The sequence below is a fragment of the Paenimyroides ceti genome, assembly GCF_030409925.1.
The window spans coordinates 751263-772029 of sequence record NZ_JAUFQU010000001.1 but is presented as its reverse complement, the minus strand read 5'-3'; the positions used below and the strand labels follow the sequence as shown (position 1 = coordinate 772029).

General features: G+C 36.4%; 24 protein-coding genes and 1 pseudogene. 6 read left to right on the top strand and 19 right to left on the bottom strand.

Annotated features, from left to right (window positions below):
- Positions 1-61 precede the first annotated feature (61 nt).
- The 4 genes from QW060_RS03645 to QW060_RS03630 all read left to right on the top strand — a co-directional run bounded on the left by QW060_RS03645 (position 62) and on the right by QW060_RS03630 (position 4073).
- On the top strand, positions 62-2650 hold the full coding sequence (locus tag QW060_RS03645; RefSeq protein WP_078781155.1) for an AAA family ATPase: 2589 nt from the start codon (positions 62-64) through the stop codon (positions 2648-2650).
- 97 nt (positions 2651-2747) lie between these two features.
- Positions 2748-3131, top strand: a complete 384-nt coding sequence (locus QW060_RS03640) for a helix-turn-helix domain-containing protein (RefSeq protein ID WP_450091477.1) — start codon at positions 2748-2750, stop codon at positions 3129-3131.
- Positions 3112-3411: a helix-turn-helix domain-containing protein gene (locus tag QW060_RS03635; protein WP_049038341.1), complete on the top strand. Its 300-nt coding sequence runs from the start codon at positions 3112-3114 to the stop codon at positions 3409-3411. The genes QW060_RS03640 and QW060_RS03635 overlap by 20 nt, the downstream gene beginning before the upstream one ends.
- Positions 3412-3602: 191 nt before the next feature.
- On the top strand, positions 3603-4073 hold the full coding sequence (locus tag QW060_RS03630) for a DNA-binding response regulator (RefSeq protein ID WP_450091471.1): 471 nt from the start codon (positions 3603-3605) through the stop codon (positions 4071-4073).
- Between the two features lie 11 nt (positions 4074-4084).
- Here QW060_RS03630 and QW060_RS03625 read toward each other — a convergent pair whose 3' ends face one another.
- The 3 genes and pseudogenes from QW060_RS03625 to QW060_RS03615 form a co-directional block, all read right to left on the bottom strand.
- Complete coding sequence (locus QW060_RS03625; protein ID WP_290362324.1) at positions 4085-4867, bottom strand: hypothetical protein; 783 nt, start codon at positions 4865-4867, stop codon at positions 4085-4087.
- A gap of 123 nt (positions 4868-4990) precedes the next feature.
- Positions 4991-5851, bottom strand: a complete 861-nt coding sequence (locus QW060_RS03620) for an AadS family aminoglycoside 6-adenylyltransferase (protein ID WP_139420103.1) — start codon at positions 5849-5851, stop codon at positions 4991-4993.
- 216 nt (positions 5852-6067) lie between these two features.
- Positions 6068-7428 (bottom strand): annotated as a pseudogene (locus tag QW060_RS03615) (IS3 family transposase).
- Between the two features lie 81 nt (positions 7429-7509).
- Here QW060_RS03615 and QW060_RS03610 point away from each other — a divergent pair.
- Positions 7510-8442: an IS110 family RNA-guided transposase gene (locus QW060_RS03610; protein WP_290362323.1), complete on the top strand. Its 933-nt coding sequence runs from the start codon at positions 7510-7512 to the stop codon at positions 8440-8442.
- A gap of 221 nt (positions 8443-8663) precedes the next feature.
- Positions 8664-9851, top strand: coding sequence for a Na+/H+ antiporter NhaA (gene nhaA / locus QW060_RS03605; RefSeq protein ID WP_002978293.1), 1188 nt, complete (start codon positions 8664-8666; stop codon positions 9849-9851).
- 2 nt (positions 9852-9853) lie between these two features.
- Here nhaA and arsB read toward each other — a convergent pair whose 3' ends face one another.
- The 16 genes from arsB to QW060_RS03525 all read right to left on the bottom strand — a co-directional run bounded on the left by arsB (position 9854) and on the right by QW060_RS03525 (position 20766).
- Positions 9854-10894, bottom strand: a complete 1041-nt coding sequence (gene arsB, locus QW060_RS03600; protein ID WP_002978295.1) for an ACR3 family arsenite efflux transporter — start codon at positions 10892-10894, stop codon at positions 9854-9856.
- A gap of 2 nt (positions 10895-10896) precedes the next feature.
- Positions 10897-11274, bottom strand: a complete 378-nt coding sequence (gcvH, locus tag QW060_RS03595) for a glycine cleavage system protein GcvH (protein WP_002978297.1) — start codon at positions 11272-11274, stop codon at positions 10897-10899.
- Between the two features lie 16 nt (positions 11275-11290).
- Positions 11291-12064: a metallophosphoesterase family protein gene (locus QW060_RS03590; RefSeq protein ID WP_002978299.1), complete on the bottom strand. Its 774-nt coding sequence runs from the start codon at positions 12062-12064 to the stop codon at positions 11291-11293.
- Between the two features lie 43 nt (positions 12065-12107).
- Positions 12108-13235 (bottom strand): chromate efflux transporter, encoded by a 1128-nt coding sequence (chrA, locus tag QW060_RS03585; protein WP_290362322.1) that lies wholly within the window; start codon positions 13233-13235, stop codon positions 12108-12110.
- On the bottom strand, positions 13225-13656 hold the full coding sequence (locus tag QW060_RS03580; RefSeq protein WP_034727255.1) for a DoxX family protein: 432 nt from the start codon (positions 13654-13656) through the stop codon (positions 13225-13227). Before QW060_RS03580 ends, chrA begins: the two co-directional genes overlap by 11 nt.
- A 12-nt stretch (positions 13657-13668) precedes the next feature.
- Positions 13669-14142, bottom strand: coding sequence for a DUF6428 family protein (locus QW060_RS03575; protein WP_034727258.1), 474 nt, complete (start codon positions 14140-14142; stop codon positions 13669-13671).
- Between the two features lie 65 nt (positions 14143-14207).
- Positions 14208-14537, bottom strand: coding sequence for an ArsR/SmtB family transcription factor (locus tag QW060_RS03570; protein ID WP_002978307.1), 330 nt, complete (start codon positions 14535-14537; stop codon positions 14208-14210).
- Positions 14538-14648: 111 nt separating this feature from the next.
- Positions 14649-16184, bottom strand: a complete 1536-nt coding sequence (locus tag QW060_RS03565) for a SulP family inorganic anion transporter (RefSeq protein WP_290362321.1) — start codon at positions 16182-16184, stop codon at positions 14649-14651.
- Positions 16185-16295: 111 nt separating this feature from the next.
- Positions 16296-16571 carry a hypothetical protein gene (locus tag QW060_RS03560; protein ID WP_290362320.1) on the bottom strand — a complete coding sequence of 92 codons (276 nt, stop codon included), beginning with the start codon at positions 16569-16571 and terminating at the stop codon, positions 16296-16298.
- 90 nt (positions 16572-16661) lie between these two features.
- Positions 16662-17468 carry a PRTRC system ThiF family protein gene (locus QW060_RS03555; protein WP_290362319.1) on the bottom strand — a complete coding sequence of 269 codons (807 nt, stop codon included), beginning with the start codon at positions 17466-17468 and terminating at the stop codon, positions 16662-16664.
- Positions 17468-18190, bottom strand: a complete 723-nt coding sequence (locus QW060_RS03550) for a PRTRC system protein B (RefSeq protein WP_156309113.1) — start codon at positions 18188-18190, stop codon at positions 17468-17470. The genes QW060_RS03555 and QW060_RS03550 overlap by 1 nt, the downstream gene beginning before the upstream one ends.
- Positions 18187-19350 carry a hypothetical protein gene (locus QW060_RS03545; RefSeq protein ID WP_156309114.1) on the bottom strand — a complete coding sequence of 388 codons (1164 nt, stop codon included), beginning with the start codon at positions 19348-19350 and terminating at the stop codon, positions 18187-18189. The genes QW060_RS03550 and QW060_RS03545 overlap by 4 nt, the downstream gene beginning before the upstream one ends.
- Before the next feature lie 15 nt (positions 19351-19365).
- Complete coding sequence (locus QW060_RS03540; protein WP_037438461.1) at positions 19366-19584, bottom strand: PRTRC system protein C; 219 nt, start codon at positions 19582-19584, stop codon at positions 19366-19368.
- Positions 19585-19602: 18 nt separating this feature from the next.
- Positions 19603-20214, bottom strand: coding sequence for a PRTRC system protein E (locus tag QW060_RS03535; protein ID WP_156309115.1), 612 nt, complete (start codon positions 20212-20214; stop codon positions 19603-19605).
- 12 nt (positions 20215-20226) lie between these two features.
- The gene (locus QW060_RS03530) at positions 20227-20409 is read right to left on the bottom strand and encodes a 3-isopropylmalate dehydratase (protein WP_156309116.1); all 183 of its coding nucleotides are present in this window, start codon (positions 20407-20409) and stop codon (positions 20227-20229) included.
- A gap of 18 nt (positions 20410-20427) precedes the next feature.
- On the bottom strand, positions 20428-20766 hold the full coding sequence (locus QW060_RS03525; RefSeq protein WP_156309117.1) for a molybdenum ABC transporter ATP-binding protein: 339 nt from the start codon (positions 20764-20766) through the stop codon (positions 20428-20430).
- Position 20767: the final 1 nt, after the last annotated feature.

The window sequence follows — 20767 nt, the reverse complement described above, 5'->3', positions numbered from 1 at the left end:
TAAATGTGTTAGCTGTAAATGTAGAGTACAACCTTACAACCTAAACTAAATACTATAAACAATGTCTATATATCAGGATATTTTAAATTGGTCGCAAGGCAGACCAGCGTTTGTTCAAGATGCTTTACGAAGACTTGTCGCATCAACAACACTTACACAAAACGACATTGACGAACTTGTTCAATTGGTAAAAAAAGAATGTGGTGACAATACAATTACTATAAACCCTATTCCGCTTAATAGCACACACATTCCAACAACAATTGCGATAAGTGGCAATTATCCCAAATTAATCAGCTTAAACAATCCTATTAATATTTGTGCCTTACACAATCAAGGAGGGTTACAATTTTCCAATACAGGTTTGACAATAGTTTATGGTGGAAATGGTTCGGGAAAATCAAGCTACTCACGTATTTTGAGAAAACTTTGCTGGAGCAGAAATCCAAGTGTTACACTAAAAAAGAATGTTTTTAATCCATCTTCTAATCAACAACAAGTTGATTTTATTGTAGAAGACAATGGTTCAAATATTAACTTTTCTTGGACAGAAAATAGTCCGAGCAATCCTATCCTTAATTCATTTTTTGTTTTTGATAACGACTGCGGAGATATTTACATCAACAATGAAAATCCCACAGAATATAAACCTGTAGGAATTGATGTTTTAGAAAAATTGGTTTCGACCTTTGGAAGTATTTCGCAAGCCTTTAGTTCGTCTGTTGCTTCTTACAACACACAAAAACCAGGGTTGCCACAAAATTTACTTCAAACCTCCACAGCACAATGGTATGGAACAATAGAAAATCTACAACGAACAAACGTTGATTCATACATCCAATTTAGCCAAGCAAACATCAATAGAAAGCAAGAACTTACAACCTTAACCACAGCACAAAATCCTCAACAAAACATTACAAACTTAACCAATCAGCGAACACGGATTAACGGCTACATACAACAATTTTCACAAATTGAAACATTATTTGACGAACAAAACTTAAACGAACTAATAGCAAATAGAAATACTTTTGAAAGCGTTAATCAAGCGTATCAAATTGCGACAACTCAACTACAAAACGTAAACACGTTAGAAGGATTTGGCACAAATCCTTGGCGAACTTTGTGGGAAGCTGCAAGAAATTATGCACATAGTTCAAATCTTTCAGACGGTCAAAATTTCCCATCCTTAACTTCATTAGAAAAATGTGTGTTGTGCCAACAAGAACTTGACGAAACTGCACAACAAAGATTGACAACTTTCAATCAATTTGTATTAAATGACGTTTCTACACAGCTAAATTTAATTAACTCAACAGTTCAGGGAAAGCTAAACTTATACAATTCATTGGTCATTCCACCAATTGAAAACCTTGCAGAGTTAGAGCAGTTGATACCAAATTTTCGAGATAGCTATAACCAGTTTGCTAATTCAGTTGCTACATTCAGAAATTCAATCATTACTTTTTTGCAAAATGGTGGCGAACTAAACATAAGTTTACAAACTCTGACACCAAGCATAACAAGCATAATTCCAAGAATTGATACCGAGATTGCACAGAACAATCAGCTTCTACAAAATAGAAACACCTTAGTTTCTGAACTTAATGAACTATCAGTAAAAGAATTTTTGTTTAACAACAAAACGGCTATTCTTCAATACTTTGACGAATATAAATACAGGTCTTGGATAAACACTTGTCAATCCCAACTCGCCACCAATGGTATTTCACGCAAAATTGGCGAACTAATGGAAAACCAAGCCGTAAGTTTGCAGCACCAAGAATTTGTTTCCCATCTCAATTTCTTCAATCGTGATTTAGCAAGTAAAGTTTTGATTTCAAGAACGAGAACAAGTCAAGGAAATACATATCAAAGATGTGGCTTAAACGGAATTAATGATTCAATCAACTCAATTTTAAGTGAGGGCGAACAAAAAATTATTGCCTTATCAAACTTTTTAGCTGAATGTACGATTGACAATCGTCTAAATACGATAATATTTGATGACCCTGTTACGTCTTTGGATATGGATAATAGGGATAAAATTTCGGATAAAATTGTTCAACTATCACAAAACCGACAAATAGTTGTCTTTACTCACGACCTGTCATTTTTACGTTTGCTTATAGATACACATAAAGCAATAACATCAACGGACTGCACAGTAATAGGAATTGACAAATACAATGGAATAAGTGGTATCGTTACAGACGAGATTCCATATTTAGCTAAAAATGTGCAAGAAAGAGTCGATTCTATCAGAAGAATACTAACAGAACACGATGCTCTTATATTAACTGATGCACACGGACGAGAAACTAAACTTGATTCTGCAAGAAAAAGATTTAGAATGTTGTTAGAACGTTCTGTTGAAGAAGTTTTATCAAATAAAACTTACGAACGATTTTCTAAAAACATTCATCTAAAAAAAGGTAATTTATCAAGTTATATTGTTACAGAGCAAACAGATGTTGATTTTCTTCTAAACCTATTCGGAAAGTATTCCGTAACAGAACACGATGGAGGGACTTCAACAATTCCATTGTTACCAAATAAACCAGAAATTGACCAAGACATTACAGACTATTCTAATTGGAAAAACGGCTTTAAAATTAAACTAAGGACATTCCAGTCAACATACAATTAATATTTCAAAATAGCAGTAAAAAATCGGATAGCTCAAAAGGCTATCCGATTTTTGTTTACGGAGGTAGTAAACTGCCAAACACTTCCTTTTAGTGCCAATGGATACAACATTGTGCAGTCGCTTAGAAAGCCTTTATAAATTCGACTTCCACAGAAAAATTGAGAGAAAAATGGAAGTTATCGCAATACCAAAATCCGCACTGGATGGAATGAAGAATAAGCTAAGGGAACTTTTGGAAATGACCGAAAATGCCACACGGAAATATACCCCGATTTTCAAAGAGGAGAAGTGGCTCGATAACCAGGAAGTCTGTTTGATGATGAAAATTACCAAACGGACGTTGCAGACTTACAAGGATAAAGGGTTATTGCCATATTCCAAACTGAACCGCAAGAATTATTACAAACTATCGGACGTACAGGCTTTGCTCGAAGCTGGACAGCCGTACAATACCAATGATAATGGATTTACTGACGAATGATAATGAAGAAATCATTTCCCATCAAGAAATGATTTTGATATTGAGAGACCGTATTGAAAATATATTAAAAAACTATCGTCCCGTAATGAATGGAGAAATTTATTTGTCGGGCGAAGATGTATGCAAACTGTTACACATTAGCAAACGCACTTTACAGCAATATCGTGATGATAATATCCTGCCGTATATTCAGATTGGTGGCAAAATTATTTATAAGGAAACAGATTTGATGACAATATTGGAGCAGAATTATATCAATCACAAAACTAATTCAGACTAAGCTTTTTTATTGCATTAATACATCTAATAGCAAGAGTTTAGTATCTTTGCTATGTAAAATATAGAAATACTTAAAGTGTTTTTGCTTTAAGTCCCACATTGAAAACTGGTAATTTTTAGACAACGGGACGATAAGGAAGAACGCTCATGCCATAGGCGTGGGCGCTCGCTTATTCGTTGTCGGGTATACCAGTGCCTCAATGTGCGGTAAGTGTAGTGGCCTGCGCTTTCTTTTTGTGCAGGGCTACATCAACTTTAAAAAAGTATGATGATATGAAAACTGGTACATCCCAACAAAAAATTACACTCGCCTTTATCAATGATAAAAGCCCAATTTTAGATTTCATTTGTAAAGACCTCATTGCTTCAGGAACTGAAGTCTTATTTCGTTCGGAAAGCATTGAAGATGGACTATCACAATTATCTTCATTAAATGAACTCCCAAAAATTTGTATTATCGACCTTGATTTTTACAACAAGAATGTTTTTGTTGAACTTCAAGAATTAAGAACAAAATATCCAACTATAAAACTTATTGCACATAGTGATATTGATGATGAGAAAGTGGGTAAATATCTTTTAGATATTGGTTTTTCAAGTTACTTGCTGATTGGTAATGATGCGGAATATTTTAGAAAAGTAATAGAAGCCGTTATCAATTAGGATAAAATTCACTAATTCTCATACAAAATACTAGCGATTTTTTTATCATTTAGTACAAACCTTATCTGCTCATATTTTTGAGTAGGGTGCATATCCTTTTCTGTAACTGGCGGAAAATATTTTACTCCAATAGTCACGTTTGGTAAACTAAAACTCCAAGATGACCTGATTTTAAAATTCTTACCACACAATTGTTGATCGGATGAGTTCAGATATTCTTTGAATTTTGAAAGCCCTTCGATTTCAAATATTGTTTTCCAGTTTTTACGAACTTCAAAAACGATATTTTCGTCAAGATTTTTCAGGATACTACTTTCATCGGAGGTTTTATCTGCTAATGACAGTTCACTTCCAATTAAAACCCTGTTTCCATCAATTGTTCCACCTGTTCTGAAAGCACCAAATGAAAAATAAATTGTGGCAGGTTTTAAATCAGGATATACTTTTTTAAGCTTCTGAATATTTGCATTTATTTTCGGGTAAAGACTTTTTACTTTTAAGGTATTGGGTTTTAATGAAGACCAGAATTTTGGATATTGTGTCATCCAGCTAATAAATTCTTTTTCTGAATAGTTGCGAACTTTAATCAGACTTTTTAGTCCGGGAGTTCCTTTATCAAGATAAAAATCTTTTAATAGCTTATATTGCTGAGCACTGTCTTTGGTAGCATTTATTTTGTCATAAGCATTCCAAAAATTATCAATGTCTGCTGATACAAAAATCTGTTTAGTTTTTTGTGCAAATGTAGCCGTTGCTAAACATAAAATGATTATCAAACTAAGCAGTTTCTTCATATTGTATTTAATAATTTTTCAGGTTGCTTCAACCCAACTAAATTAAACAAAAATGTGAAATAAGAAAAAGTTCTCAGAAAAAAGTAGGGAAGCTTAACTTGCCGATTAATTTTAAAAACAATTCTATTTCATTTGTAGCTCGTTTAAATATTTCCGGATATCTTTTTCTAATTTAAAAGGATATTCATAATCTAACTTTTCCGACAATTCAGTTCCGATTTCTGAAACTAAATCAGCCATTGCCAATAAAGCTGTCCAATTATCTTTTATATTACTTCCTGAAAATGTTTGCTCTGTTTTCAGCCACATTTCATGGTTTAGATATTTTTTAAAAAGCCTTCCATATTTATTGGTTGTTATATTCCAGTTGTGTTTACTTCCGATATACCATTCGATGAGAGGAATTAGATATTCAGTTCGGATATTGGTTTCCGACATAAATTTTGCATAAAACATTTCATCTCTCGCTAGACATTTTGCGACGTAAGTGGTGTCCCACCAAAAGTCATTGAGAATACGTTGGAACTCTTCTTCTGATGGTTTTTTGATGATGGAAAACTGAAAGCTAGGTTTCTGCATTTCCTTTGTTATTCCTTCTTTGTCAATCAAAACTTTATAGCCAATATCCCAATCTTCGGGTAATTCTTTGAGTTTTACTTCTTGCAGAAACTTGTCTTTGCTGAATAGTTTAAAATCAACTTTTACATGATCATCATACAAAATCATTTTCATTGCATGTTTTCCATCGAAGCTACTTTCATCCTCTTCAATCATCGCAATTGGATTCCCAAAATGATGTGTCCAATTATTGTCTGAAATATATTGAGTGTTATTTTCAAAAATAAGTTCAATATCTAAATCGCTAAATTCATCAACAGGCGCAAGAGGATTTACGAGCGAACTTGTGAGTAAAACCACTCTTACATCTTCGTTATTTTCTGACCAATTAATGATTGATTTTAATTTTTCTTCTCTGGCTTTCATTTTAAGTGAAATGATTTAGTGCAATTTTTTTACGTTAGTTTTTTCGATAGAAACTTCTTTTCTATGCGTCTTGATTAATCTGAAGTCATTTTTATTGTTTTAAGCCATCTTTCAACTGTATGTCTTCAAAAGAAAGTGTACTTTTTCTTAGAGAGTGTTTTCTGTTTCAAATATAGAATTTAAAGTTTAGTTTTTTGCTTTTAAAAAGAAAAAAAATTAGGTTTCGATTAATTTTCTTTTGTAATATTCCTTTTTTCTTCTTTTTAGAGTTTCAGATTTTATCTGCTGTCTTATTTTCAACACTTCATCGGCTCTTCCAAAGTACACATCCGCTGGAGTTAGATTCTTCAAAGATTCGTGATAACGCTCATTGTTATAGCGGTTTACAAATACTTCCAAAGCCGCTTCCAATTCCTCTGGACTGTAATAATGATGCAGTTTCACCACATTTTTCATCGTCCTGTGGTAGCGTTCAATCTTGCCTTGCGTCTGTGGATGAGCGGGCTTTCCATGGATTTGCTTCATGCCGTGATTATCGTGTAAATACTCCTTTAATTCCTCGGTAATATAGCAAGAACCGTTGTCCGACAGAAGTTTCGGAACTTGTCCTTTTCTTAAACCTGCTTTCTTCACAGCTCGGTCAATGGTTCTTTGAACATCATTCACCTTCATATTTCGGCACAATTCCCAATGAACGATATAGCGGCTAAAATCGTCAATCACCGTGCTTAGATAGTACCAGCCCCAACCCAGAATTTTAAAGTAAGTAAAATCTGTCTGCCACATTTCGTGAACAAAATTGGTTTTATCCTTAAATTCATTCGAGGCAGAAATCAGGATGTGCGATGGAGCCGTTATCAGTCCTCTTTTCTTTAAAATACGGTAAACACTGGATTCTGAGATAAATACACCCTTCTCATCGGTGATTTTATGAGCCAGTTCTCTGCTGGAGAGTTCAGGATAATTCAAAGCGATTTCTACCACCAGATTTTTCTCTTCTTCAGGAATGTTGTTCCACTGCCTTCTGCCAGAAGAAGGGGAAGAATGAAATCCCGCTTCACCTTTCTCAAGGTACAGATTATACCACTTGTAGAAGGTGCTTTTGTGAATGCCAAGTTCCCTGAGTGTCCTGTTCACGCCGATTTCACTACGGGTAACCATTTGGATGATTTCCAGTTTTTCTTCAGGTAACAACCTCATATACTTTCTGTATTTTTCGGTTATTCCAGAATTTCCAAACTTTTTTTTACAATGTCGTAGCGGATAACGAGGTCGGCGACCGTCTCCTTGAGTTTTCGGTTCTCTTCCCGAAGCTGAGAGACTTCTTCGGAGGTTGCCTGGCGAAGAGTATCTCCTGAGAGTTGCTTTTTACCGGCTTCAATGAACTCCTTATTCCATTTGTAGAAGGTAGATTCCTGAATAGCGTGCTTGCGACAGAGTTCGGCTATGGAGGTTTCAGCCCGAAGGGCTTCCATCACAATTAGGATCTTTTGTTCCGCGGTGAAAATCCTTCTGGTTTTTCTGCGGATGTCTTTTAAATAATTTTCAGGATTACTGATTGGTTTTTTGGCTGTCATAATAAATCAAATTTAATGGTTTTTTTTGTTCTGTTTATTATGAAAACACTATCTTAGTTCTGAACTAAATCGGTACACTTTTTGCTGACGATTTACAGAAAGGGTTTTTCAAGCCTTGTGTCATGGGTAAATAAGCAGACATCAATTACAACAGAAGTACGGTACGTAATGGAAGCAACAGGCGTTTATCATGAATCCTTAGCCTATTACCTATGCAGTATTAAAAAACAAGTCAGTATCGTTCTGCCAAACAAGATTAGTAATTATGCGAGAACACTTGACATAAAAACCATAACTGACAAGAGCGCTTCACAAGCCATTTCGAGATTCGGTTTGGAAAGGCAATTGGAAGTTTGGCAACCTCCTTTAAAAATATTCAATGATTTGAGACAGCTTTGTCGGGAACGAGAGCAGTTGGTACATGAGCGTACAATGTTAAAAAATCAACTGCATGCAGAACGTACTTCTGAAACATCAAGTGAAAGCTCAGTGAAACGAACAAAAAAAAGAATAGCTCTTATTGATTCGCAGGAAAAAGAGATAAGAGAAGAAATTGCTATACTTATCAAAGGAGACGAAGTTCTACTAGAAAAGATGAATATGGTATCTTCTATTCCTGGAATTGGAAACTTAACCGCTGTAACCATTATAGCCGAAACTAACGGATTCGAGTTAATAAAGAATAAAAGACAATTGGTCAGTTATGCAGGATTAGATGTAAGAGAAAAAACATCTGGAACCTCAGTGAAATCCAAACCCCGAATATCCAAGCGGGGTAATCGGAATTTAAGGAAAGTAATGCACTTTCCGGCACTGGCTGCAATCAGGACTGATGAAAGATTCAGAGATATTTTCTTAAGAATAGTTTCAAGGCATGGGATTAAAATGAAGGCTATAGTTGCCATCCAAAGGAAATTATTGGAATTGACATACATATTATGGAAAAGTAATGCCTATTATGATTCAGAATATGAACGCAAAATAATCTCATCAGAAGTTATAACATTACCATAATTAAGGAAATAGCCCCAACACAGTTCCTTACAATTTTAAAGTGTATTAGCTTACTAGCTATTATGTCAGGATTTTACATGCATAATTTTAATAGATCTTCACTACAAAGTGACACGGATTTATTACCCAAATTAAGCTTATTTCATAGATTTAGAACCCATCTATGAGGCAGAGTAAGTTAATATTGGTAAATTGCGATATTTAACTTTTACATTTAAAACATGAAGGATAAGATCAATCTAAATATTTTCAAAGACTTTGTTCAATCAAGTAATTTTGGAGGTTTCCTCCTTTTTTTATGCGTAGTGATTTCAATGATAGTGGCAAATACATCAATGGCCGTTCCGCTACAAAATTTATTGGACACAAAGCTGGGGTATGAAAATGAAGCCATACACCTCAATTATTCCGTAAGTATGTGGATCAACGACGGATTGATGGCAATCTTTTTTCTGTTGGTAGGTCTGGAAATTAAGAGAGAAATTGTTGAAGGAGAACTCTCTTCTCCTAAAAAAGCAATCTTGCCTATCCTTGCTGCTATCGGTGGAGCAGTTGTCCCCGCATTGATTTATTTATATTTTAATTCAGGAACCCCGACAGCTTCCGGCTGGGGTATTCCCATGGCTACCGATATTGCTTTTGCATTGGCCGTAATTTCGCTGTTAGACAAAAGAGTACCAACCAGTTTAAAAATATTTTTAGCGGCTTTGGCGATAGTGGATGACCTCATAGCTATTTTAGTAATTGCCATTTTCTATTCATCCGGAATTGAGTTAGGCTATCTAGGCTATGCCGGAATTGGAATACTAGTACTGATTTTGATGAACCGATTCAATATTAAGAATCCCTATCTATATCTAATACCAGGAGTGTTTATATGGTATTTTGTGCATCATTCTGGCATTCATGCCACTATAGCAGGTGTACTGGTAGCGATGACCTTGCCAACCAATGATACAGAAGTTGAATCTCCGTTAGAGAAACTAGAACATGCACTTGTAAAACCTGTTAACTTTCTAATTATTCCCATTTTTGCATTCGCCAATACAAATATTACAATTCATCAGGAAATGATAGAAGGACTGACTTCCCCTTTAGGTTTAGGTATTTCACTGGGATTGATTTTTGGTAAGCCCATTGGCATTGTTGTAACCTCTTTGATATGCTCTAAATTAGGGATAGGTCAACTTCCTGCAAACAGTAACTTTATTCACATTATTGGCTTAGGATTATTAGCTGGAATAGGTTTTACAATGTCCATATTTATATCTATGCTTTCATTTGACAATCAGGTTTTCATTGAAGAGGCCAAGCTATCTGTTTTAATAACATCACTCATTGCGGGTATAATAGGATATGTGATTTTGAATTTATCAAGTAGAAGAAAGAGTAAGAAGACTGAAATTTAAATTCAGTCTTTTTTACTATAATATTTCTCCTTTAGCCATAAACTTGCCTTTACCAATAATATCAGTACCGGAACTTCTACCAGTGGGCCGATAACACCCACAAATGCCTGTGGCGAATGAATGCCGAAAATCGATATTGCTACGGCTATTGCTAATTCAAAATTGTTTCCTGTGGCTGTAAATGCGATGGATGCGTTTTTGTCGTAAGGAACTTTAAGAGATTTATTGATAAAGAAGCTCACGAAAAACATCAACACAAAATAGATGATTAGCGGTATGGCTACTTTTACTACATCCATTGGTAATTCCAATATTTTATCGCCTTTCAAGCTGAACATTAATACTATCGTAAACAGTAAAGCGTACAAGGTAATTGGCGATATTGCGGGGACGAATTTTCGGTTATACCATTCTATACCTTTTGATTTTATAAGGAAGTAACGGCTTAAAAAACCTGCTAGGAATGGAATACCTAAATATATCAATACGCTTTCGGTAACATCTTTCATGGATACGCTTACATTGAAATTGGCTAATCCTAATTTTGCAGGTAATACGTTGATGAATAACCAAACTAAAAAGCTGTAAGTAAATATCTGGAAGATGCTGTTTAATGCAACTAACATAGCTGTATATTCTCTGTTTGCTTTAGCTAAGTCACTCCAGACGATGACCATGGCAATACATCTTGCCAAACCGATAAGAATTAAGCCTGTCATATAATCGGGTTCGTTACGTAAAAACAAAACCGCTAATCCAAACATCAATAGCGTGCCGATTACCCAATTGAGCAATAAGGATATGCCAATTACTTTTTTATCTCTAAATGCTTTGGGCAATAAGGAATAATCAACCTTTGCCAAGGGGGGGTACATCATTAATATCAATCCTATTGCCAATGGAATATTGGTAGTGCCAACAGATAAGCTGTTGGTAACATTAGAAATATTGGGAAAGAAATGACCCAAACCCACGCCAATTGCCATTGCAAGGAATATCCATAAAGTAAGGTATCTGTCTAAGAATTTTAATTTTGGTTGCATTGCTAATTTGTAAGTTCTTTATATTGGTTTGATGTCAATAAGTCTTCTAATTCTGTAATGTCTTTTATTTCAATTTTAATCAACCAACCGTCTTTATAAGGATGGTCGTTTATGAGTGTTGGTGCTTTCAAAAGTAGTTCGTTCGTTTCAGTGATTTTACCCGATACAGGCATAAATAAATCACTGACCGTTTTAACTGCTTCAACAGAGCCGAATACTTCGTCCTGCTGAAAACTATATCCAACGTTTGGTAAATCCGCATATACGATTTCGCCCAATTCACTTTGCGCAAATTCTGTAATGCCTATTGTACCTGTGTTGTCCTGTATGCTTATCCAGGTATGTTCTTTTGAATACTTTCTTTCGGTTGGAAATTCCATTTTTATAAATTTTAGATTAGTAACCTCTTCTTAAATTTTCTGCGTATTCGTTTGGTAAAATGCTTTCTTCAACTGCTTTTGCAGCCCTTTCAATATCATAATCAAAGCGTATAAATTCTACACTGATACTATCTTTGTCCAACACAGAACTGTTTTCATTAATCGTAAACATTACATAACCGCCTCTTACATCGCTGTCCTTCGGTTTACCAACCGAACCGATATTAATGGCGTGTCTGAAATGATTTTGACCGTCAATACCCGAATTTAAAACTCTGTGATAAGGTTTGTGTGTGTGTCCGAAGCACATAATGTCTGCATCGGCTTGCTCCATAATGCGAAGCATACTTTTTTCCTCACGGTCTTCAAAAAGATATTCGTTTATTTTTCTCGGACTTCCGTGTACCAAAAGCAAATTCAATTTATCTTCATTCAGTTGAAATTCTACTTTGATATGGGCTGGAAGTGTACGCAAATACGCTCTTTCTTCATCTTTCATCAAAGAATTTGTGAATGAAATAGAAATATTTCCGTTATCTTTTTCACTGTCTGTTTTGTAGGCACAACCGCATTCGTTGCTCATTCTGCCAATGCCAAAATCGTAATTTCCGGCAATGGTTGGTATTCTCCTTTTACGGATTTCGTTTACCACTTCGTTTGGCCAAATATTATAGCCCACCAAATCGCCCAAACAATAAATACTGTCTGGTTTTCTTTTTTCAACATCTTCAAAAAATGCTTCTAATGCAGGTAAATTGGCGTGAATATCACTGAATAATGCTATTTTCATTTTGTCTAATTTTTATTGTTTAAATATTTTGTTTAAGATAACTTTAGATAAGATTAAATAAATACCCTAATAATGCTCCTCCAATAACCACAAAGGCACTATTTATTTTTTTGAATTTGAAAACTACGATCGCACTTATCATTGCAATTAATATCGTCCGCCAATCAGTAATAGTTTCTTTGCCCATTGTAAGACAAATAGCGGCTATGATTGCAACAGATGCCACATTGACCGCATCGAGAAAAATGGACAGTCCTTTAGATTGGCGCATTTTTTTCATCAAGGGATTTAGCAATGCTACTAAAATAAACGACGGCAGAAAAATAGCAATCGTAGAAATAACTGCTCCGGATAGTCCGTTGATTTGATAGCCAATAAACGTAACTGAAGAAAAAACAGGACCTGGGGTAAACTGTCCAACAGCAATAGCATCCATTAATTGCTGCCGGGTGAGTAAGCCCGTTGCAACTAATTCCGTATCTAAAAAGGCGAAAAGAACATAACCGCTTCCGTAGAGGATAGCACCAATTTTCAGGAATATCCAAAATAATTTGGTATTTGTTTCAGACAGTAAGGGGCTTTGTGCGATTTGTAAGAATGCGAGCGGGATAAAACTTTGGAGCGTATTTTTTGTATCCTGAAGGTAATACAAGGCCATTGCCAGCAATCCCGCTCCAAACATCAAATAGATTTCACTAATGCCGAATAATGACAGTACCAAAACAAGAATACCTACAACCGCCAAGAATGTGGACTTTACTGATTTCTTTGCTAATGGAAAAACAGCTCCTATGATAATAGCGATGATTGCAGGTTTGATACCGTAAATAAAGGGCTGTACTTCGGGCAATTGTCCGTATTGCTGATACAACCATGCAAATATCCCGGTAATGAAAACCGCAGGTAAAATAAAGCATAACCCTGCAAAGATTAATCCTTTCCAACCGCCTTTGTCATAGCCGATGTGTATCGCCATTTCTGTACTGTTGGGGCCAGGAATGAGATTAGTAGCTCCCAACAAATCCAAAAAATGCTGTTCGCTCATCCATTTTCTTTTCACTACTACCTCCTGCTGCATCATAGCAATATGAACCGCGGGACCTCCAAAACCAATAAAACCGAGCTTGAGAAAGAGCTTGGCAATTTCCTTTATTTGAATATCACGCTCCATTTCTCATTACGATTTTATCAATAGACCAATTACCTCCACCTTTGATTAACAAAAACATACTTCCCAAAAGCATCGCCCAATCCGTACGGCTGCCGTGCAGCAATTCCCAAATACCCTCATTAGCCAAAATAGATGTTTTGGTCGTGGCAATGGCAACAAGCATAATGATGATGAGCGGAATACTTGCTAACCTTGTAAGCAACCCGAGCAAAATAAGTGCTCCGCAAAGGATTTCAAATATGCCTACAAAACTTCCAAGAAATTCAGGAGATGGCAAGCCAATTTTTTCAAACCGCCCGGCTCCCCGAAAAGCAGGAAACAGCAATTTTTGAATGCCCTCCGATAAAAAAACACCTCCAACAATCAGTCGGATTATGATTGTTGTCTTTGAATTATCTGTATGAATGATTTTTGAAAACATAAAAATTCAATTTTAACAACATCCGCCACCTGGAGTACAAGCATTAGCATTATTTACAGGCAGTTCCGCCAAATTTTTCTTTACTTTTTCGGAAGGAATACCGCAGGCATCTTGAGCCAAACAAGCTGTTGTTTTATTTTTCAGTACAAATGTCTCTCCGTTGAAATCCAAATCATACTTACCAATCGTTTCGCTTTGGTATTCCACTTCAATTTCCGCATCTTCTATGCCCAATTTTTCTTCGGATAGCTTGATGATGTTTAATAGCTTAGCTGGCTTTAATTTGTGCTCGAAATCGTCTGCATTCCATAATTGGAAGTTTACAACTTTTTCCGAACGGATTACGCCACCACAGTCTATAAAGTTTTTAGTAATTTGTCCCACTTCGGTAACGTGGAAATGTTCTGGAACTAAGGTTCCGTTTTCTAATTGAAATCCAACATTTACTAATGTTGGCAGGATTTCTTTAATTTTTGATAGCTTCATATTTCTGATATTAACTCAATAAATGTTATATTGCAATGTTACGATGATTTGGTGTTAAAAAAAGCTTAACAGCATTCTTTACTATTTACATTCTCGACAAAAAAGCTATTGAGTTCCTTCTTAATCTCATTCCAGACTGTTTCATTAATACAGTAACATACACTAGTTCCTTCTATATTTCCTTTAATGATACCAATATTTTTCAGCTCTTTCAAGTGTTGTGAAATTGTCGCTTGTGCCAATCCCAATTCTTCTACAAGATCATTACAGATGCAGGCATTTTGTTTAATGATATGTTGCAGTATAGCTATACGGGCAGGATGAGCCAGTGCCTTTAAAATACTAGCTAAATGGTTCTGCTGTTCTGTAAAAATTTCGGTTTTTGTGACACCCATCAGTTTTATAAAAATAAATATATCGCAATATTACGATAATAAATTTAAACAGCAATAATTTTTTTAAAAATTATTGCTGTAGTTGTAATATTAAACTTGGGTATTCCGATGCTATTTATTAGTCATTACTTTGTAGGTAGGATCTTCAATAATATTCACATCAATAACTGTTTCTGCATTTTTAAGTAATTGCCTGCAATCTTGGCTTAAATGACGTAAATGTAGTTTTTTACCTTCCTTGTGATACTTCTCCGTAATTTTATTTAAAGCTTCAATAGCAGACATATCAACTACTTTACTTTCCTTAAAATCAATTACAACTTCATTCGGGTCATTTAGTAAGTCAAATTTTTCAATAAATGCGGCAGTAGAACCAAAGAAGAGCGGCCCAAAAATTTCGTAATGCTTTACACCATCTTCATCTACATATTTTCTTGCACGTATTCTTTTAGCACTCTCCCAGGCAAATACTAGAGCCGAAATGACTACACCAATCAAAACCGCTAAAGCTAAGTTGTGCAATACTATGGTTATAACTGCTACCAACATACCAATAAAAATATCGTGACGAGGCATTTTATTAATAATTCGAAAGCTGACCCACTCAAATGTGCCTATAGCTACCATCATCATCACCCCGACTAATGCCGCCATTGGAATTTGCTCGATTACAGGACCTGCAACCAGAATGATTAATAAAATTGCTATAGCTGCAACTATTGCAGAAAGTCTGGCTCTTCCTCCAGCTCCGATATTCACTAAAGTCTGGGCAACCATTGCACATCCACCCATTCCGCCGAAGAAACCGTTGGTGATATTGGCTATACCTTGCGCCGCAGTCTCACGGTTAGATTGTCCTTTTGTGCTGGTTATTTCATCAACCATATTAAGCGTTAACAGACTTTCAATCAATCCAACCCCTGCCATTACCAAGGCATAAGGGAAAATAATTTCCAATGTTTCCAGAGTAAAAGGAATAGAAGGGATGTGAAATGAAGGTAAAGAACCTCCTACAGAGGCGATATCAATTACTTTTTTAGTATCGATGCCGAAAAAATATACAATACCAAAGACAACTATTATTGCTACTAAAGATGCAGGAACTGCCTTTGTAAATTTTGGCAATATAAATACGATGGCTATAGTTAGTAATGTCAGTCCAGCCATTAGATAAAGCGCCGGCCCCTGCATCCAACCTTCTATCCCGTTTTCTACAACTTTAAATTGAGCTACCTGTGCCATGAAAATGATTACTGCAAGGCCGTTTAAAAAACCATACATTACTGGTTGTGGGATCAGGCGGACAAATTTACCCAGTTTAAAAATTCCTACTGAAAATTGCAGTACACCTGCTAATATAACCGCAGCAAAAAGATATTCCACACCGTGTGATGCTGCCAATGCGATAAGTACTACTACCGTTGCTCCGGCTCCCCCAGAAACCATTCCGGGTCTGCCTCCCAAAATTGCAGTAACAATACCCATTAAAAAAGCTGCATAAAGCCCTGTCAAAGGCGAAAGCCCTGCCAGAATAGCAAAGGATAAAGACTCAGGTATCATGGTCATAGCCACCGCAAGACCCGCAAGAATTTCGTTTTTGTAATTAATTTTCTGTTTGAAATCAAACAAATTGATAATTTTCTGCATAAAAATTTATGTTTAAAGTGGTAAAAATGTAAATAGAAAAGTATGTACACGAAAGCAAAACCTTCGGGTACGACAGAGAAGCCAATAAATTAAAATTGGGAAATATAACAGTTAGCCTAAGATCAAGGCGGAGTAACTTGGGATGATATTTGTACTGTTCTTTTCATTGAGTGATGCAAAAGTACAATTTATAGTTATTGTAGACAATTTAACACCAAAAAAAACTAAAAAAAATTGTTTCACAACACAGAATCTTTTCTTTGGTCGCAGTCTGGAAAGAAAAGAAGTCAGTGGTAAATACAACAAATGGGATAATGAATATCCCACGCAAAAAACTCGCAACCTGTTTGGTAAAATGTGAAGAAAGGGAATTGTGAAGTGGTGCATTTTGGCAAAGTGGTTGCATCCGCTTTAAACCGCAAAAATGCGTTTCCGACCAAAGTGAGGAATTGCATTTTTGCCCACCGATTTCGGCGTTTAGGCGACTTTTATCGGGTGGGTGCGGAAATCTTTCAGATTGTGAAAAAACCCCTTGTATTCGGTCATTCCTCTACGAAATAAGTTCCACAGCAAAGAACAACCCATTTGTGTTAATGAGGAATTGATAAACAAATCTTGGTGTTCCAACGCTTCAGCAAGTGAGCAACTTGGCGTATTGTCCTCTTGCTCGGATTGCTTCAGCAATTCGCCAAATTCATCGGTAACAAATGGCAGGCTTGCCACCGTTTCGTACTTTTCAGAATTGGGTTGTTTTATCTCTCCGATAGTGGATAATATCACTTGTCCTGTATCTTGGCTGTTGCCAAAATCCAACCAATATTTTGGCTCATCTTGGTAGTGTTTGCGATAGCTTATTTCATTAAGAATTTCAGCAACGCCAAACCTCGCCTGCACATTGTCCACACACGTAATGGTAATGATTGCCCTTGCTTTTTCGGGAAGTCTGCCAAAATTGTCTTTTTCAAATTTTACCGTTTTGGCTTTCCAATTTGTTCCTGCCCAACGGTTGCAACGATTGATTAAAGCAACGGATTTATATAATCCTGTTTCACTTTCTGCAAATCGTTGTCTGCCCAAATTGGCACTCGTGATAACATCATCGTCCCAAAGGCGGACTTGTAACCCTGCGTGTCCCAACGCAATCAAACTTTCGTTTATTTCCATTAAAGCAGTCAATACTTTTGAGCCTGTGCCACCTGCCCCGATAAGGTTTACCGAAATCGGATTGGTAGGATTGAGCAGGTAATTATCTGTAAAATGTACTGCGGTTTTTGCTGTATTCATTACAATAGATTTTTAAGGGTTTTGTTGTTCTTTTTTAATACTTCTTTCGGAAAAGGTTTATCCGTATTGATAAGGTCTTTCCAAAGGTTTACAATGTTTTTTTTCGTCAGGTTTTCACATAATGAATGACTGAAATAAGAATTGAAAAAATAATGTTCCCACGCCTGTATAAATTCCTCAACCGAAGCCGAATTTTTAATATCAACACTCACCGTACCCATACATACATTGCCCTTTTCGTAGATATTGAAGAAAGGTGCATAATGCAATGGCGTTTTCTCGGTGGGTCTTCTGTCATTTGCCAAAGCAAATACGGTAAGACTGCTTTTGCTCGCTAACCATAGCATTGGCGGTACTTGTGATATTCCGCTGGGTATGCCCAAACTATCCACAAAATACAGTTTCCGTTGTTGTGTTTTAGTGTACCAAAGTACCGTACCTTTTTCCGCATTTGGATTGATATGCAGAATATTGGTAGGCAAAATTCCCTTTGGTTTTAAAAAGGCTTGGTTCTTTTCTTCATCGGTCTGTAAGGACTTTGCTAAAATATTGGCTTCCTTTACGGTTAATGGATGGGCATTGATAGGCATTCCGTTGCTGTCCATATCAAAATGCTCCACGTACATATCGTTTTCTGTTCCTTTGGTTTCATAGAAAACCAAAGCGGATTTTGCATAGTACAATGTTCCAAAATGGTCTTTTATATCTGTTGTTGTATTCATTTTTCTATCGTTTTGTATTCGTATAATATTCCACTCAAATCATTCAATAAACCAAATAAACGGTTCTCAAAATCAAGGTTTGCTGTTGGTATTTCACTTCCGTCAAATCGCTTGGAAATAGTAGGTTCTGCCATTGCTCCGTACTCGTTAAATTCATTGTTGATGGTATCTGAAAGACTTTCGTACAACCAGCCTTTAGTATCTGCAATAAATGAAATGTATTTTTCCATTCCGATTATTTCATTCTCGTCATTATCATAAGGGTCTTTTTCGGGCAATGTTGCGTTGCTAAAAATAGTGGTGTTCGGATATTCTGTGCAAAGGGCAAACGCATTACAAGCCACTTGCCAACATTCCTTGTCGAACATATCAACACTTTTAAATCGGTTCAAACGCTGTTCAAATACCTTTAGATTAGTTCGATTAAATAGCTTTTGTTCTATTCTATCGCCAATGTATTCGGCATTTCTCAATTCACTTTTATAGCTTTCAGTTTCTTCCGTTTCCTCGTCCTGTTCCACCCAATCGTTCATCATTTCGTAAAGCCAATACAAGTAACTTTCTTCCTGCCTGTAATACGGAATTTGAGCGATATGATACAGATAACTACATACCGATAGTAAAAGCTGTGCGGTCTTTTTACGCTTTGGGTCTTTGAGCATTTTAAAGAGTGGCACAACGGGAATGTAATACAAGGTTGTTCCTGTGTTGTATCGTTCCTCGCCTATAAAATAGGTTTTCCTGCTATCCTTTACCAATCTGAAACCATCCCAATTGCTGTTGGTACGCTTTACTTTGTTTTCCATATCCCACATAGCCAATGTTATATTGTAGGGAAACTTAAAACTGTTGGTCTGCATTGGTTCAATCCTGTAATGCTCGGCAAGTTTGGAAAGGGACTTGTAAAAATCCCTCTCCGTTTTCTGACAAGCCTGTACGGATGGTGCCGTTTTTAGTTTGGGCAGAAACGTACACTTTAGAATACCATTGGTAGCATTGCTATTGGTACGGATTTCTGCTTGTCTTTCTGCACTTGGTTTGCGTCCTTTGGTCTTTGTAGCCAATTGGCGAACTCGCCCAACTGTCGGTGCAATTGCCGTTGTCGTTTCTGTTCGGGTATGCTGATAGTTCCCGATATGATGTTGCGTTGCATAATTCATCGCTTTAATATTTGGTTAACCTTTCGTACCCATTACACTCTCAAACTTGTACTCGACTGCATCGTCTTTTATTTGTGGTGCAGATACTTTTGCCGTTGTCAAAATCGGGTACATATTGGCGTAAAAATTCATTACGGCTTCCACGCTCCAACGTGGTTCGGGGTCGGTCAGTCTGATGTCCTGTCCTTTATCTTTGAGTATAAAAACTCTTTCTAATTGCGTTGCTAATAACATAATGTTCTGTTTTAATGATTAATATTCGTTTTCATCTTCGTGTGTTTCATCAATAGGATAATCGGCAGTAACTTCTTCCGCTTGTAGAAGTTTGGGGTTTGTTTCGTCAATTGCTCCGAAAAGGCTCGGTGTTGCGAATTTGTCGGATAATGCTGTTTTGCGTTTGCGTATCTCGTCTGCTTTTTCGGGAAACTCCGTTATATCGGGAACTTTTATCCACGCTTCACGGAACTTACCCTCTTTTTCCAACTCGTCCGCCTTTGCTATAGCATCTTTAAACTTCTTGTCTTTGGTTTCCTTGTCCTTTTTCGCTTTCTCGGTTTTTTCCTTTTCTATTGCCGATTGTGCTTTGGCTTCGTCCAATTGCTTTTGGAATTTTTCCATATCCACCATTAAGCCCGATACCTTTTGTATGGGTGTAGTTATCTGCTCAAAAAATCCCTCGTCAAACTCTTGGGGCGTGGCGTTAAAGGTCAATGGGGGAATTAGATTTTTTGCACTATCTCCGCATTGTTCGTTGTTGAGCAATACTGTTACAATTAGGTTGCTTTCTATCCCTTTTGAAATGTTCAGTTGCAATACTCCTGTAAAGTCCAACTGCTGTATCTGATTGAAAAAATTGGTGTTCATCGTTCTGAAATTTTAATTGTTAATACTTTTTTCTTTTTTAAGTTTCTCGTGCATATCTGCCCAATATTTCTGTCTTTCCTTGTCTGTTTCTGTTGGTGGGTCGTGCAGATATTCTTTATACCAACCAGTTTGCTGGATAGCTTTTATGAGGTCGGTAACTTCAACCCAATTCCCATTTTTATCTATGATTTTCATTGTACTTGGCTTTAAATGTTATTTGCTGATTTCCGCTATTTGGTCAATCCTGCCATATATGATACTTCGAAGACTTGTTTTGTCGGGAGCGTTGTATTCTAACCAACTGCCGTACTGCTTTACGATATAGGATTTTAAAACATCCTCAAAACCAAAACGATAACCCATAAGCGGTACAGCTCTTTTGAAATAGGCGTTTCGGTTTACTGCTTCTGCAAGCCAATTTTTTTCGGCTCGGTTCAATTTTTCGCCTTTGTTCAGTTTTTCCCTTAATAAGTAAACCTTTGCATTTTGCAGGGTTGCCAATTCGGGTACATCTTGGCGTACAAACTTTGTAGCTATTGTTCTTGTTTCCATT